The organism is Bradyrhizobium arachidis, assembly GCF_015291705.1.
GTDB classification, from domain to species: Bacteria; Pseudomonadota; Alphaproteobacteria; order Rhizobiales; family Xanthobacteraceae; genus Bradyrhizobium; species Bradyrhizobium arachidis.
In genome coordinates, this window is record NZ_CP030050.1 from 3,466,629 (window position 1) to 3,480,669 (window position 14,041).

At 64.0% G+C, this 14,041-nt stretch carries 13 protein-coding genes; 5 read left to right on the forward strand and 8 right to left on the reverse strand.

The annotated features are described in order from the left end of the window. Nucleotides 1-30 precede the first annotated feature (30 nt). Together WN72_RS15980 and WN72_RS15985 are read left to right on the forward strand one after the other, a co-directional pair. Complete coding sequence (locus WN72_RS15980) at nucleotides 31-1,380, forward strand: carbohydrate porin (RefSeq protein WP_092216977.1); 1,350 nt, start codon at nucleotides 31-33, stop codon at nucleotides 1,378-1,380. Between the two features lie 566 nt (nucleotides 1,381-1,946). Next, the gene (locus WN72_RS15985; protein WP_027558702.1) at nucleotides 1,947-2,216 is read left to right on the forward strand and encodes a hypothetical protein; all 270 of its coding nucleotides are present in this window, start codon (nucleotides 1,947-1,949) and stop codon (nucleotides 2,214-2,216) included. Between the two features lie 129 nt (nucleotides 2,217-2,345). Here the strand turns inward: WN72_RS15985 and hpnH are convergent, their stop codons facing one another. Both hpnH and ispH read right to left on the reverse strand, forming a co-directional pair. Next, nucleotides 2,346-3,506, reverse strand: coding sequence for an adenosyl-hopene transferase HpnH (hpnH, locus tag WN72_RS15990; RefSeq protein ID WP_027558703.1), 1,161 nt, complete (start codon nucleotides 3,504-3,506; stop codon nucleotides 2,346-2,348). Nucleotides 3,507-3,542: 36 nt separating this feature from the next. Beyond that, the gene (gene ispH, locus WN72_RS15995) at nucleotides 3,543-4,469 is read right to left on the reverse strand and encodes a 4-hydroxy-3-methylbut-2-enyl diphosphate reductase (RefSeq protein WP_092217186.1); all 927 of its coding nucleotides are present in this window, start codon (nucleotides 4,467-4,469) and stop codon (nucleotides 3,543-3,545) included. A 452-nt stretch (nucleotides 4,470-4,921) separates the two neighbouring features. Here ispH and hpnN point away from each other — a divergent pair, with 452 nt between their 5' ends. Next, nucleotides 4,922-7,510: a hopanoid transporter HpnN gene (gene hpnN, locus WN72_RS16000; protein ID WP_092217185.1), complete on the forward strand. Its 2,589-nt coding sequence runs from the start codon at nucleotides 4,922-4,924 to the stop codon at nucleotides 7,508-7,510. On the opposite strand, the gene WN72_RS16005 is transcribed toward hpnN, so the two are convergent. Beyond that, on the reverse strand, nucleotides 7,478-8,101 hold the full coding sequence (locus WN72_RS16005; protein ID WP_167380915.1) for a DUF2147 domain-containing protein: 624 nt from the start codon (nucleotides 8,099-8,101) through the stop codon (nucleotides 7,478-7,480). The two genes, hpnN and WN72_RS16005, sit on opposite strands and share 33 nt — an antisense overlap. Before the next feature lie 141 nt (nucleotides 8,102-8,242). On the opposite strand from WN72_RS16005, the gene hpnO reads away from it, so the two are divergent. Both hpnO and WN72_RS16015 read left to right on the forward strand, forming a co-directional pair. Then, nucleotides 8,243-9,634 (forward strand): aminobacteriohopanetriol synthase HpnO, encoded by a 1,392-nt coding sequence (gene hpnO, locus WN72_RS16010; RefSeq protein ID WP_027558707.1) that lies wholly within the window; start codon nucleotides 8,243-8,245, stop codon nucleotides 9,632-9,634. Nucleotides 9,635-9,751: 117 nt separating this feature from the next. Further along, nucleotides 9,752-10,156, forward strand: coding sequence for a GFA family protein (locus WN72_RS16015; protein ID WP_092217183.1), 405 nt, complete (start codon nucleotides 9,752-9,754; stop codon nucleotides 10,154-10,156). Nucleotides 10,157-10,172: 16 nt separating this feature from the next. On the opposite strand, the gene WN72_RS16020 is transcribed toward WN72_RS16015, so the two are convergent. The 5 genes from WN72_RS16020 to WN72_RS16040 all read right to left on the reverse strand — a co-directional run bounded on the left by WN72_RS16020 (nucleotide 10,173) and on the right by WN72_RS16040 (nucleotide 14,033). Then, nucleotides 10,173-10,940: an anti-sigma factor family protein gene (locus tag WN72_RS16020; protein WP_092217182.1), complete on the reverse strand. Its 768-nt coding sequence runs from the start codon at nucleotides 10,938-10,940 to the stop codon at nucleotides 10,173-10,175. After that, nucleotides 10,937-11,485 (reverse strand): sigma-70 family RNA polymerase sigma factor, encoded by a 549-nt coding sequence (locus WN72_RS16025; protein WP_027558710.1) that lies wholly within the window; start codon nucleotides 11,483-11,485, stop codon nucleotides 10,937-10,939. The genes WN72_RS16020 and WN72_RS16025 overlap by 4 nt, the downstream gene beginning before the upstream one ends. 115 nt (nucleotides 11,486-11,600) lie before the next feature. Further along, on the reverse strand, nucleotides 11,601-11,939 hold the full coding sequence (locus WN72_RS16030) for a cupredoxin domain-containing protein (RefSeq protein ID WP_092217181.1): 339 nt from the start codon (nucleotides 11,937-11,939) through the stop codon (nucleotides 11,601-11,603). A gap of 19 nt (nucleotides 11,940-11,958) precedes the next feature. Beyond that, nucleotides 11,959-12,903: a metallophosphoesterase family protein gene (locus WN72_RS16035; RefSeq protein WP_092217180.1), complete on the reverse strand. Its 945-nt coding sequence runs from the start codon at nucleotides 12,901-12,903 to the stop codon at nucleotides 11,959-11,961. A 236-nt stretch (nucleotides 12,904-13,139) separates the two neighbouring features. Next, the gene (locus WN72_RS16040) at nucleotides 13,140-14,033 is read right to left on the reverse strand and encodes an alpha/beta fold hydrolase (RefSeq protein WP_092217179.1); all 894 of its coding nucleotides are present in this window, start codon (nucleotides 14,031-14,033) and stop codon (nucleotides 13,140-13,142) included. Between the last annotated feature and the right edge of the window lie 8 nt (nucleotides 14,034-14,041).

A 14,041-nucleotide genomic window follows, 5' to 3' on the forward strand; every position in this document is an offset into this window, starting at 1 on the left:
AAAGCCTGAGACGGCGGGAGGACGAGAAAAATGTTGCCCAGGTTTTTGAACACCGCATGTGCATGGGGTGTGGGGATTGCTTTGTCATCGCTGATTGGCGGTGCGGTACACGCGGCCGATTTTCCAACGAAAGCCGCGCCTCTTCCCTATGTGGACGCCGACGACTTCTGGACGAGACCTTATCTGTTCGGCGATCTCGGCAGAACGAGGCTGAAGGAGCAGGGCATCGATCTGGGCTTGACGCTGGGCAATGAAACCGTCGGCAACCTGTCGGGAGGAGATAGGAACACCGCGGCCAACGCCGGACAGTTGTGGTTCGGTGCCAAGCTCGATATGGCGAAGCTTGCCGGCATCCCGGGCGGCACGGTCGGCCTCACGCTGGTCCAGCGTTTCGGCGACAACCTGAATACCGAGGCAGGCATTCCGGCCTTGCAGCTGACCAACGAAGTTTTCGGCCGCGGAAATATCTTTCGCCTGACCCAACTCTATTACTCGCAGAAGCTTTTCAATGATCAGCTTGAACTCAAGGGCGGCCGTCTTCCAGTCGGCTCCGACTTCTTCTTCGGTCTGTGCGAGTTCATCAACCTGACCTTCTGCGGCGGCCAGCCCGGCAACATCCAGGGCGGCTACATCTATAACTGGCCGGTGAGCCAATGGGCCGGTGTCGTCCACTACAACTTCGCCAAGGATTTTCAATTGTCGGTCGGCGTCTACGACGCCAATCCGAATTATCTGACGACGGACGATCCGACCGTCTACTACTTGCCGGGCGTCCCTCACTCCAGTCCCGCCAGCGGCGTGCTGGTGCCGGTGGAGTTGGTCTGGGCGCCGAAGGGGCCCTTGAACGGGACCTGGAGATTTGGCGGCTGGTACGACAGCGCATCGACCATCGATGGCGGCCTTCCCGGTATCATCTCCACCATCCCCGGCACTGGAGGCGTCCCGGATCAAAATCTCGGAGATCGACGCGGCCGGTACGGCGTCTACGAGTCGATCCTGCAACGGTTGACCGTTGACGGTCCCGGTGCGGTGGGTTGGTATACCTTCCTCAATACGACCGTTGCCGATCATCGGACGTCGTTCCAGGACTACCAGATCGCCTTGGGCTTCCGGCATACCGGAACGTTCAGCTGGCGTCCCCAGGACGAAGTCGGCTTCGCGGTGGGCACGACCCACGTGAATTCGGCGGCCCTCAGCCCCAACGCGGGCGGCAACGAAGTGCCGATCGAAGTCTGGTACGGCTGGCAGGCGACCGGCTGGCTGAACCTCAAGTTCGACGCGCAGTATGTGATCAATCCCGGCGGCCGCGGCTATAACGCCGCCGGTGTGAAGACCGACAATGCCGTGGTTCTCGGCATGCGTACCGAGGTCCATTTCTGATGTGACGCCAACACGTCTGATGCGAAAGCCGCGGCATGCATGGGGTTGTTGTTCACCTCTTGCATGAAGGAAGCCCAACCAAGGAGGAGAGGGAGCGTAGCCCCGCACATCGCTCCGGTCCTCTCCTTGGCGCTTGAGCGGGACAAAACAAAATGCCCGGTCGCGGTGGCGACCGGGCCTTATGGCTTTGAAGCGCTACTCCGCAGGATGGGTTGAGCCCTTGCGAAACCCATCGCGTCCCGATCACCGTTCTCCGTAATCGCGGCCATCGCTGGCCTGATCGCCGGCCCAATCGGGAGGATAGTTGCCAAAAATCGATCTCGCCGCGATCGTGAATGGATGGCTCTGGCGGATCTCACGAAACGCCGCGCGCAACAACTCGACATGGTCCGTCAGCAACGATAGCTTCCTCTCCGCCGGATTGACGGTGGAGACAGCGCATTGATTTTCCGCCGGCGATCGAACGTCGAGCCCTGTCGATCTCGACCAATGCAATCGGAATAACGGCAGCGTTCTGGTTCATCGAGCGCCGGTGATGAGCAGGTGCCTCAGTGAAAGGAAATCACATGTACAAGACGCTTGGCTTACTGGTGCTGGCAAGCACGATGAGCGGACTGACGGCCGGCCTCGCCCAAACCGCCCAGGAAACAGTGCCGACCATGCTCGCGGCGCAGATACGGATGCAGGGCTTTGCGTGCGAGAAGGCGCTCAGCGCCGTCAAGGACAGCAAACGATCAAAGCCCGATCGCGAGGTGTGGGTGCTGAAGTGCAGCAACGCGACCTACCGAGTCGGTCGCGCTCCCGATATGGCAGCGAACGTCGAGCGGTTGAAATAGCGCCAAGCGAGGGGGCAGGGAGCACAGCACGCGGATTGATTCCGGCCTCCGCGGGCGCTCGCGGCGAACAAAGCAAAAGGCCCGGTCGCGGTGGCGACCGGGCCTTTTCGTTCGTGCCGACTCGTGCGCTTACGCAGCCGTCGAAGCCTTCCGCGCCGCCTTCTCCGCGGCCGCCGCGGCTTCGTCCTTGCGGATCTCCGAGAGCTTCTTCTGGACCTGCTCCGAGAAGATGTACTGCGCCGGGCGCTGCTTGGACATGTCGATCTCCGGCACCATCGGGCCCGTCGTCTTGATGCCGCGCAGCGACACCCACATCGCCTTCAGCGGGTTGTTGAGGGCTGCGGTCGCCGCCGTCGGCTCGTAGCCGCAATGGGCCATACAGTCGGCGCACTTCTCGTACTTGCCGGTGCCGTAGGTTTCCCAGTCGGTGGTGTCCATCAGCTCCTTGAAGGTCTTGGCGTAGCCTTCACCGAGGAGGTAGCAGGGCTTCTGCCAACCGAAGATGTTGCGCGCGGGCATGCCCCACGGCGTGCACTCGTATTCCTGGTTACCGGCGAGGAAGTCCAGGAACAGGCCGGAATGCATGAAGTTCCACTTCTTGCCCTTGCCCATCGCGAAGACGTCGCGGAACAGCTTCTTGGTCTTGGTGCGGTTGAGGAAGTGCTCCTGGTCCGGCGCACGCTCATAGGCGTAGCCCGGCGACATCGAGACGCCGACACCGAGCTCGACGGTGAGGTCGAGGAATTTCGCGATCTCCTCGGCCGGGTGGCCGTCGAAGATGGTGGCGTTGACGTTGACGGTGAAGCCGCGCGCCTTGGCCGCCTTGATCGCGGAGACGGCGCGGTCGAACACGCCCTTCTGCGACACCGCCTTGTCGTGGTGGTCGCGCAGGCCGTCGAGATGCACCGAGAAGAACAAATAGGGCGAGGGCTCGAACAGGTCGAGCTTCTTCTCGAGCAGCAGCGCGTTGGTGCAGAGCGAGACGAACTTCTTGCGCGCAACGAGGCCGCGCACGATCTCGCCGATCTCCTTGTGGATCAGCGGCTCGCCGCCGGGAATTGCGACCATCGGCGCGCCGCACTCGTCGGCCGCGTCCCAGCACTCCTGCGCGGTCATGCGACGGTTGAGGATCGCATCGGGATAATCGATCTTGCCGCAGCCGACGCAGGCGAGGTTGCAGCGGAACAGCGGCTCCAGCATCAGCACGAGCGGATAGCGTTTGCGGCCAAGCAGTTTCTGCTTGAGCAAATAGCCGCCGATACGCATTTCCTTGAAGAAGGGGATAGCCATTGCAGGTTTCTTTCTGGGATTGGAATTCGGGGTAGGTCAGCTCGCAGCCAGTTCGGCCGGAAGCCTGAATTCGATGTTTTCCTCGCGGCCCGGCAGCACCTGGACCTTGACCGGTCCGATCCGCCGCATCGCTTCGATCACGTCATCCACGAGTACCTCGGGCGCCGAGGCGCCGGCCGTGACGCCGACGGTCCTGGCATTCTTCAACCACTCCGGATTGAGCTCGCTGCCGTCGGCAATCAAATAACTCGCGACGCCGGCTTCAGTGCCGATTTCGCGGAGCCGGTTCGAGTTCGAGCTGTTGGCAGCGCCCACCACCAAGATCACGTCGACCAGCTTGCTCAAGTCCCTTACCGCAGATTGGCGGTTCTGTGTCGCATAGCAGATATCCCGGATATCTGGACCTTGAATATCTGTAAAGCGGGCCTGGAGGGCCGCAATGATGTCCTTGGTGTCGTCGACCGACAGTGTGGTCTGGGTGATGTAGGCCAATGGCGCATCTGCGGGCAGCGTCAGGGCGTTAACCTCTTCAACGCTTTGGACCAGCAGCACGGGGCCGGGAACCTGGCCCATCGTGCCCTCGACCTCGGGGTGGCCGGCATGGCCGATCAGGATCAGGGTTCGGCCGCGGGTGATGTAGCGCTTCCCCTGATTGTGAACTTTCGTGACCAGCGGGCAGGTGGCATTGAGCACCGGAAGGTCGCGTGCGGCGGCCTCTTCCTCGACGCTGCGGGCGACGCCATGGGCGCTGAAAACCGTCACGGCCTTCGGCGGAACCTCGGACAGCTCCTCGACGAAGATCGCGCCTTTGTTCTTCAGGCTCTCGACTACGTATTTGTTGTGCACGATCTCATGGCGCACGTAGACGGGCGGGCCGTACTTCTCCAGCGCCCGTTCCACGATCTCGATTGCACGCACCACGCCCGCGCAGAAGCCGCGCGGTTGCGCTAGGTAAACTTCCATAGGACGTCCATCACGCAAGTTGCACCAATCCGCTTCAAGTCCCCGGCGGCACCCCGATCCCGACCAATCAGGTGCAATAACCGCACCATTGGTTTCGCGCACGCGGTAACCACCCACCCCCATCGGGGTTCCGGCGCATGGAGGCGCAATACTTTGTGTCAAAAAATCGGCAGCAAGGAAAGGTCAATGAACCCAGGTTCCCTGGCTGCTGAGATGTGCGGTATTATAATATGGGCTGCCGGTGAGCAAAGGGCGACCTTTGTGCGCACCGGATCGCCACTTTCCCGCCTCAACTCCCCGGCTATACCGACCGCCCGCATTTCGCGACGGACTTTGCCGTTTACCTCGAACCTCGGTGCGGCGAGTGCCACTCAAAACAGCAATAGGTTTCGCCGGGGAACTCCGATAAACAGCGGGCGTTTTCGGCAAGCTGTTCACCAGAAAGAAAAGATGTGCTGCAAAGCGTAGTCGTTGCCATCGTCAGGGCCTGCACCCGGTTTGCCTCCCTCGTCGTCGTTCTCGGGCTCCTGCTGTCGGTAGGTGCGGGCTATTACGCCGCGCGGCACTTCGCCATCAACACCGACATCAATTCCCTGATTTCGCAGAATCTCGACTGGCGGCAGCGCGACCAGCAGTTCGACCGCGCCTTCGACCGCGACGCGACGATTCTCGCGGTCGTTGAGACTGCAACGCCCGAGCTGACGACCGCCGCGGCGGACGCGCTCTATGCGAAGCTGAAAGACGACAAGACCAATTTCGTGTCGATGCAGCAGCTCGGCACCGGCGAGTTCTTCGAGCGCAACGGCCTGTTATTCCTGCCGACCGAAGAGGTTGCCAAGGCGACCAGCCAGTTCGAATCCGCAGCGCCCCTGATCGAGATCATGGCCGGCGATCCCTCGATCCGCGGCCTGACGGGAGCGCTCGAGACCGGGCTTGCCGGCGTCAAGCGCGGGCAGGTGAAGCTCGACAGCACCGAGCGGCCCTTCAACCAGATCGCGCAGACCGTCGAGACCGTGCTCAACAAGGGCAATGCGACCTTCTCCTGGCGCGAGCTCGTCAGCGACCAGCCGCTGTCGGATTCGGACAAGCGCGCCTTCATCGAGTTCAAGCCGATCCTCGATTACAACGCGCTGGAGCCCGGCAAGGACGCCACCGACGCGATCCGCAAGGCTGCCGCCGAGCTCGATTTCCCGACCAAATTCCAGGCGCGGGTGCGGTTGACCGGCCCGGTCCCGATCGCGAACGAAGAATACGCCACCGTCCAGGAAGGCGCCGTCGTCAACGGCATCGGCACCGTTCTCGTCGTGCTGCTGATCCTCTGGCTGGCGTTGCATTCGGCGAAGATCATCTTCGCGGTGTTCATCAATCTGTTCGTCGGACTCGCGATCACGACCGCGGCCGGGCTGATGATGGTGGGCTCGTTCAATCTGCTGTCGATCGCGTTCGCCGTGCTGTTCGTCGGCCTCGGCGTCGATTTCGGCATCCAGTACAGCGTCCGCTATCGCTCGGAGCGCTACAAGCACGACGACCTCACGGGTGCGCTGGTGCTGGCGGCGAAGCGTTCGGCGATCCCGCTGTCGCTGGCGGCGATGGCGACCGCGGCCGGCTTCCTCTGCTTCATGCCGACCGATTACAAGGGCATCGCGGAGCTGGGCCAGATCGCCGGCGTCGGCATGCTGGTGGCGTTCCTGTCCTCGATCACCGTCCTGCCGGCCATGCTCAAGCTGCTCAACCCGCCCGGCGAGAAGGAGCCGGTCGGCTACGCCTTCCTGGCGCCGCTCGATCACTTCCTGGAGAAGCACCGCGTGCTGGTCGTCGGCGGCACGCTGCTGCTGGCGCTCGCCGGCCTCCCGCTGCTCTATTTCATGAAGTTCGACTTCAACCCGATGAACCTGCGCAACCCGCATGCCGAGTCGATCGCGACCTTCCTCGACCTGCGCAAGGATCCCAACACCGGCGCCAATGCCATCAACGTGATGACCACGTCGGAGGAGCAGGCGAGGCAGGTCGAGGCGAGGCTGGAGAAGGTCCCGGAGGTGCTGCGGGTGATGTCGCTCGACAGCTTCGTGCCGCAGGACCAGCAGCCGAAGCTGAAGCTGATCGCGCAGGGCGCCAAGGTGCTCAATCCCGCGCTCAACCCCGATCAGATCGATGCGGCGCCGACGGATCAGGAAAATGTCGAGGCGCTGAAATCCTCGGTCGACAATCTGCGCCGGACCGCCGGTGATGCGAAGGGGCCCGGCGCGGTCGCCTCGCGCCGGCTGGCGGACGCGCTCGAGAAGCTCGCCAATGGCGACGAGGCCACGCGCAACAAGGCGCAGGACGTGTTCGTCACGCCGATGAAGATCGTGTTCGACCAGCTCAGGAACGCGATGCAGGCAGGTCCGGTCACGCTGGCTTCGCTGCCGCCCGATCTCGTCAGCGCCTGGAAGAGCAAGGACGGCGTCATCCGCGTCGAGGCGCTGCCCAAAGGCGATCCCAACGACAACGACACGCTGCGCAGATTTGCCGCCGCGGTGCTCGCGGCCGAGCCGACGGCGATTGGCGGGCCGGTCTCGATCCTGAAGTCCGGCGATACCGTGGTGAAGGCGTTCATTCACGCCGGCATCTACGCGCTACTGGTGATCGGCCTGTTGCTGTGGATCACGCTGCGGCGGTTCGTCGACGTGTTGATGACGCTGGTGCCGCTGCTGGTGGCCGGCGCGGTGACGCTCGAGATCTGCGTGTTGATCGGCCTGCCGCTCAACTTCGCCAACATCGTCGCGTTCCCGCTGCTGCTCGGCGTCGGCGTCGCCTTCAAGATCTATTATGTCGTGGCCTGGCGCTCCGGCAGAACGAACCTGCTCCAGACCAGCCTCACGCGAGCAATCTTCTTCAGTGCGCTGACGACGGCGACTGCGTTCGGCAGCCTGTGGCTGTCGAGCCATCCCGGCACGTCCAGCATGGGCAAGCTGCTCGCACTCTCGCTGGTGACGACGCTTGCCGCCGTGCTGCTGTTCCAGCCGGCCCTAATGGGCAAGCCCCGCAATCTCAGGGAGTAGGCAGATGTCGCCGACCGTGTCGGCGGCACCCTTCTGACCAGGCTTGGCGGCGGTCTTCGGCGCTGCGGGCGCAGGGGCCGCGGCGCCCGTCGTGCCCGGAGCTGCCTGGGTTTTCGGCGCCGTGGGCTTCGGTCCACCCTTCGCCATGGCGTTGGCTGTGCTCAAGGGAATCGGCGGGCCGACCCGGGTCCAGGTCTCGCCGCCGCAGAGGAAGCCCATCACGCAGCCCTTGATTTCGAGCTGGTCGGTGCCGACAGGCGTGATGGTCGCGCTGTAGAGCTGGCCGTCCTTGGCGTTGTAGACCTGACCTTCCCACTGCTCGGTGCCGGGCTTTTTCTTCATGTCGATCAGGGTCGGCATGCCCAGGGTCGGCCTGTTCTTTTTTGACACATCCGGATTGTTCTCATCGCGGCCGCCGGGCTGCTTTTCCCAGGAAACCGCGCCCCACATGCTGCCACTGCATTGGGCGACACGGATGTTGGCGACGCCGTCAGCGACCCGCCAGTCGCCGGTCGGATCCGCGGCGAGCGCGGGGGTCAGGCAGGTGTAACCGCCAGCCAGTATTATTCCGGTGTAAAGGGCTAAACGCATGAGAGTTCCTTGGCAGTGCAACATGGTCTAAAGCTGTGCTTGCGAAGATGGTCCGAAAAAGGGCAAAAGGCCGCACAGACCGTTTTCAGTAACGGTCCGTTTTCAGTTGACGAAACGGCCCTCAACCGAAGTATGTAGCGGATGCACAGTCCAAATCCAGACATGTCTCAGCTGTTCGCGGACCGGCAGGCCCAGCGCAGCGCCCTGCATAATCGGTACCTGAACGAGCAGTTCGTCCGGGTTCTCAAGACCATCGGCTACGATGTCGGCTTCCAGAAGGGGCAGGGGCAGTACCTCTACGACCGCGACGGGGCGCGCTATCTCGATCTGTTGTCCGGATTCGGCGTGTTCGCGATCGGGCGCAATCATCCGGTCATGCGCGAGGCGCTCAAGAGCGTGCTCGACGCCGATTTGCCCAATCTGGTCCAGTTCGACGTCTCGACGCTCGCCGGCGTGCTCGCCGAGCGCCTGCTGAAATATGTTCCCTATCTCGACAAGGCATTTTTCGCCAATTCCGGCGCCGAATGCGTCGAGGCGGCGATCAAGTTCGCCCGCGGCGCCACCGGCCGCCCCGGCATCGTCTATTGCGCCCACGGCTATCACGGCCTCACCTATGGCGCGCTGTCGCTGACGGGTGATTCGAACTTCCGCACCGGCTTCGAGCCGCTGCTGCCGGGCTGCACGTCTATCCCGTTCAACGATCTGGCCGCGCTGGAAAAGGCGCTGGCCTCGCGCGAGGTCGCAGCCTTCATCGTCGAGCCGATCCAGGGCAAGGGCGTCAACATGCCCACCGACGAGTTCCTGCCGGGCGCAGCCGCGCTCTGCAAGAAATACGGCACGCTGTTCGTTGCCGACGAGATCCAGACCGGCATGGGCCGTACCGGCCGCTTCCTCGCGGTCGAGCACTGGAACGTCGAGCCCGACATGGTGCTGCTGTCGAAGTCGCTGTCCGGCGGCCACGTGCCTGTCGGCGCGGTGCTGACGCGCAAGAGCATCTTCGACAAGATCTTCAACCAGATGGACCGTGCGGTGGTGCATGGCTCCACCTTCTCCAAGAACGACCTGGCGATGGCCGCGGGCATCGCCACGCTCGATGTCATGGAGTCCGAGAAGCTGATCGAGTCCGCTGCCAAGCGCGGCGCCGAGCTGCGCCTTGCGCTGACGCGCATGGTGCCCGGCTACGAGCTGATGAAGGAAGTGCGCGGCAAGGGCCTGATGATCGGCGTCGAGTTCGGCCCGCCGAAGTCGCTGCGGCTGCGCGCCTCCTGGAACGTGCTGGAGACCGCCAACAAAGGCCTGTTCTGCCAGCTCATCACCGTGCCGCTGTTCAAGGACCACAAGATCCTCACCCAGGTCGCCGGCCACGGCAGCCACACCATCAAGCTGCTGCCGCCGCTCACGATCACCGAAGAAGACTGCAACTGGATCGAGCGCGCCTTCGACGACGTCATCGCCGGCAGCCACAAGGTCCCCGGCGCGATCTGGTCGCTCGGCAAGACGCTGGTGGACAACGCGGTGCGGCGGTCGGCGTAAGGCCCCCGCCGCGGCCTGATGTCGCGACGTGCGACCTGCTGAAGCAGGCCGCCTCCTGAAACCCCAAATCGGCACTTACTTTCCCGGCATTGACCTGACCGGGAGAGGAGCTGCGCGATGCCTGTGACTGGCGGCTGTCATTGCGGCGCGATCCGCTATGAGGTGAACGGCGAGACGATGGTGCACGCGCTCTGTCATTGTACGGATTGCCGTCGCCATTCCGGAGCACCGATGGTCGGCTGGGCGATGTATCCGCGCGAAGCGGTCAAGGTGGTGCGCGGCCAGCCGAAGATCTATCACTCCTCGGAGCATGGACGCCGGCACTTCTGTGCCGATTGCGGCACGGGGCTGTTCTACATCAACGAAAACCTGATGCCCGACGTCATCGACATCCAGAGCGGCACCTATGACGACCCCGATGCCATTCCGGCCGTGATGCACATCCAGGTCGCCGAACGGATTGGCTGGATGGAGCGGGCGCATGAGCTGCCCGTGTTCGAACGGTTTCCTCCGCTCGAATAACGGCGCGCAGGCGCCGCTACCCCTCCACGTTCGCCTTCATCGCGGCCTCGAACTTGTCGACGAACTCGGCGAGCTCGTCGGCGCCGATATCGCTGACGGCCCAGAAGTTCAGGCCGCGATTGCCCCAGCGGCGGCAGTTGAAGCCTTGCATGGTCTCGGTCTTCGGTGCGCGATATTCCGCATTCGACGTCTGCGACACGAACAGGTTGATCACGTGCTGCCGGCGCTTGTAGACGACGGCGCCGATGGCGCGCGCGTCGATATAGTCGAGCCGGCCGCCGACCAGCGTAAAGCCTTGCGCGGTGAGGTCGATCACAGGCGGCGCGACGTCGAGCTTGCCGTTGAACCACGGCTTGACGGTGTGCTGGTCGGTCGAGACCACGTCGATGAGGTGGCCGGCCTGCAGCGAGCGCAGATGCGCGGAGACGACCTCCGACAGGATGCGCTGCTGGTCGTCCTGGCGCAGCACCACGGCGACGACGCCGGAGGCGGCGAGCGCGGAGACGGCCGAGCCCATCGCAAAGCCGCGCAGCACCGAGCGGCGGCTCGGCTGCTGGCGCTGCGGCTGCGGCAATGAAGCCTCGATCCGGCTGCGCAGGCTTGCGGGCGCGGTGTAGCGCAAATCGGTGTCGGCAAGTACGCGCTGCATCTCGCGCTGAGCGGCAAATTCGGCGGCGCAGTCCGGACAGCCAGCGATATGGGCTTCGACCTCGCGCGCATGGCCGGCGTCCAGCTCGTTGTCGAGCAGCGCGTGAAGCAGGATCTTTGCTTCGTCGCAGGTCATTTCGAATGCTCCTCTTCCGCCGTCCAGGCCGCGCGCAGCATGGCGCGGGCGCGGGCGAGGCGGGACATCACGGTGCCGACGGGCACGCCCGCGGCCTCGGCGATTTCACGATAGGACAGGTTATTGATCTCCCGCAGCACGAATGTTTCCCTGAATGGCTCGGCGAGCGCCTCGATCAGCTTGCGGACGACGCCGGCATCGCGGCTGCGCAGCACCTCGGTCTCGGGGCTCGCCTCACTCTCCTGCCATAGTGGCGTCTGCTCGGCGGCGCCGGGCGTATCCTCGATCGCGCTCGGCCGGTGAGCCCGCCGCGCATATTCGGCGTTGCAGACATTGCGCAGGATCGCGAACAGCCAGGGCTTCATCGCCGGCCCGCGATAGCTGTCGAAGTGCTTCAGCGCGCGCAGATAGCACTCCTGCACCGCATCCTCGGCATCGGAGGCGTCGCGCAGGAGATAGCGCGCGAGCGTATAGACGTCGTCGAGATAGGGTAGCGCCGCCTCGCGGAAGCGCTGCGCCTTCTGCAAATCGTCGTTGGCGGGCATCGCTCCTCGCTTTGCCTCTTGCTTTGCTTCCGCTTTCGCCGCGGTCGAAGCCGCGTGAGCCCGGCCGGCGTGGGACCACCGGCCGGGCAAGACGTTGATGCCTTGGTTGGAGACGTTACTCAACCTTGATCATCCCCGTCATGTGCGGGTGCAGCGAACAAAAATACTTGTAGTCGCCCGCATTGGTGAAGGTGAACGAGAACTTGTCGTCGGTGTCCAGGGTCTTGGACCTGAACTTGCCGGCCGACACCACGGTGTGCGGGATGTCGTCCCGGTTGGTCCAGGTCACGGTGGTGCCGACCTTGATCTTGAGCTCGGCCGGCTGGAACACGAAATTGTCGATGTGCACGTCCAGGTCGTTATCGGCACGGGCTTTTTTTGCGGGCAACAGGATGGCCGCGGCCAAAGCGAGACCGAGGTCGACACCGAAGTCGCGGCGATTGAGTATTTTCATTGTCAGCTTCCGTTCAACCTTAGCCCTGCAGCGGCGTGTCGATGATCGCGAGCCGCTGCTCGTTCTGCTTGAAGTTGACGCTGGCGACGCCGAGCATGGAGCGGAGTTTTGCGTCCTCTACCTTCATCGGTCCGGGCGAGGGGGCGGCTCCCGGCGCCGGCTGCGGGAAGGCGGTCGAGCGCGCGGTGTGGAAGGTGACGTTGCCCTCGACCTTCTGCATCACCTGGTGGATGTGGCCGTTGAGCACGGTGACCGAGCCAAAGCCTTTCACGAGCTCCAGCGCGCGGCCGCCGTCCTCGGTGCCCCAGCCCCATTCGGGATAGACGGTCCAGAGCGGGATGTGGGCGAACAACACGACAGGTGTCGATTTCGACTTGCCGCGCAGATCATCCGCGAGCCAGGTGAGCTGCTCGGCGCCGAGATTGCCAAGACCACCGGCCTTGAGGTCGACGACGTTGACGAGGCCGACGAAGTGCACGCCGCCGGCGTCGAAGGAGTACCAGCCCTGGCCCTTGGTGCCGCGGCCGTAGCGCTCGCGATAGAACTTCACCTCCTCGTCGAGGAAGTCATGTTCGCCGGGGACGTAGTGTACGTCGAGCTTGCTCTGCGAGATGATGCGCTCGGCATTGTCGAACTCGGCAGCCTTCGACAGGTGGGTGATGTCGCCGGTGTGGATCATGAAGGACGGTTTTGCCGGCATCGCGTTGATCTTGTTGACGGCCTCCTCCAGCGTGCCGAGCGCGTTGGGATTGGCCGGCTTGTCGAAGCCGACATGGCTGTCGCTGATCTGCAGGAAGGTCATGCCGGGCGTGGCCGCCGTCGCGGCTTCAGCTGCGTCGATGATGCCGAGCGAGCGCGGCACGCCGCCCGTGACGGTCCAGAGCACCCCCGTGCCGGCCCAGGTCATGCATTCCAGCACCTTGCGGCGGCTGACGCCGTCGTCCCCGTGATCGTGTCCGCTCATCGCACCTCTCCGCTTCGCCCGGAATTGGGCTTCGGGGAGGTGATTGCGGGAGGGGGAGGCTTATTCCCGGATGCGATGACGATTTCGTGAGTGAGGCCTCGTGTCACGGACGTAGCGCAGCGCCTCTTGCCGGTGCGCTGCAGAGCAGGGACCTAGAAGGCCGCACGGTACGTGGTGAGATGGCTCCGGCTCTGCGCAGCAGCGTTGCACGCTGCAGCGCGTCCGGGGCACGAGACTTATTTCGCGAATTCTTTCGCGAGTTCGCGCACGGCTTCCACCACGGCCGCCGGCATCTCCTGCGCCACGCAATGCCCGGCACCCTCGAAGACCAGCGTGCTCACCTGCGGAATCAGCGAGACCGCGCGCGCTGCCATCACCTTGTAGATCGGCCCCGACTTCGCGGCGGTGGTGACGCGCACCGGGCAGTCGATCTCGGTGAGCGACGTAAAAGGATTGCCGCGGGCGTCGCCGACGTAAACCTGCGTCATCGCCTCGTAGATCGGACGCAGCATCGCTGCCTCGATCTCGGGCGTGCAGCAGAGCCGGACCCGGCCATCCCCCAGCGGCACGAAGCCGTGACGCACATAGGCCCGCAGCGAGGTCTCGGTCCAATCCACGAATGCCGGCGCCGCGCGGTAGCGGTTGAACACGGCATCGTGGCTGTCGAATTCCGCCTGCCGGCGCAGCGCGCCTTGCACGCGGGAGAGGGCCTCTCCGTCCAATCCACCAGCGCGTGCCGCGCGCGGGTCCATGATGGTCGGCTCCATCACGAACAGGCGCGTGAAACGCCCGGGCAATAGCTTTGCCGCGAGCAGGAGGTCGGTCGCCCCCGCACTATGGCCGATGCCGTAGACATCGTGCAGCCCGAGCGCATCGATGACCCGGCAGACGTCGTCGGCGAAGTCCAGGAAGTGATAAGTGCTGGGCTTGTGGCTGGCGCCGTGGCCGCGGCGGTCGAGGGCGTAGACGGTGTAGGTCGACGCAAGTTCGCGCGCGACCTCGTCCCAAACATCGGCGACGAAACCGGTGCCGTGCACGAGCAGGGCGGGCGGCTTGCCGCTCTCGCCCCATTGCAACATGGCGATCTCTGCGCCGGCGGGGCCGATTGAAAAGCGGTGCGGATTGATCATGGCGATGC

Excerpts from the sequence above, each read along its gene's own strand:
- hpnH (WP_027558703.1), bottom strand. The coding sequence starts at position 3,506 with ATGGCTATCCCCTTCTTCAAGGAAATGCGTATCGGCGGCTATTTGCTC.
- ispH (WP_092217186.1), bottom strand. The coding sequence starts at position 4,469 with ATGGAAGTTTACCTAGCGCAACCGCGCGGCTTCTGCGCGGGCGTGGTG.
- hpnO (WP_027558707.1), top strand. The coding sequence starts at position 8,243 with ATGCACAGTCCAAATCCAGACATGTCTCAGCTGTTCGCGGACCGGCAG.
- WN72_RS16025 (WP_027558710.1), bottom strand. The coding sequence starts at position 11,485 with ATGCCCGCCAACGACGATTTGCAGAAGGCGCAGCGCTTCCGCGAGGCG.
- WN72_RS16015 (WP_092217183.1), top strand. The coding sequence starts at position 9,752 with ATGCCTGTGACTGGCGGCTGTCATTGCGGCGCGATCCGCTATGAGGTG.
- WN72_RS16030 (WP_092217181.1), bottom strand. The coding sequence starts at position 11,939 with ATGAAAATACTCAATCGCCGCGACTTCGGTGTCGACCTCGGTCTCGCT.
- WN72_RS16040 (WP_092217179.1), bottom strand. The coding sequence starts at position 14,033 with ATGATCAATCCGCACCGCTTTTCAATCGGCCCCGCCGGCGCAGAGATC.
- WN72_RS15980 (WP_092216977.1), top strand. The coding sequence starts at position 31 with ATGTTGCCCAGGTTTTTGAACACCGCATGTGCATGGGGTGTGGGGATT.
- WN72_RS16020 (WP_092217182.1), bottom strand. The coding sequence starts at position 10,940 with ATGACCTGCGACGAAGCAAAGATCCTGCTTCACGCGCTGCTCGACAAC.
- WN72_RS16035 (WP_092217180.1), bottom strand. The coding sequence starts at position 12,903 with ATGAGCGGACACGATCACGGGGACGACGGCGTCAGCCGCCGCAAGGTG.
- WN72_RS16005 (WP_167380915.1), bottom strand. The coding sequence starts at position 8,101 with ATGCGTTTAGCCCTTTACACCGGAATAATACTGGCTGGCGGTTACACC.
- WN72_RS15985 (WP_027558702.1), top strand. The coding sequence starts at position 1,947 with ATGTACAAGACGCTTGGCTTACTGGTGCTGGCAAGCACGATGAGCGGA.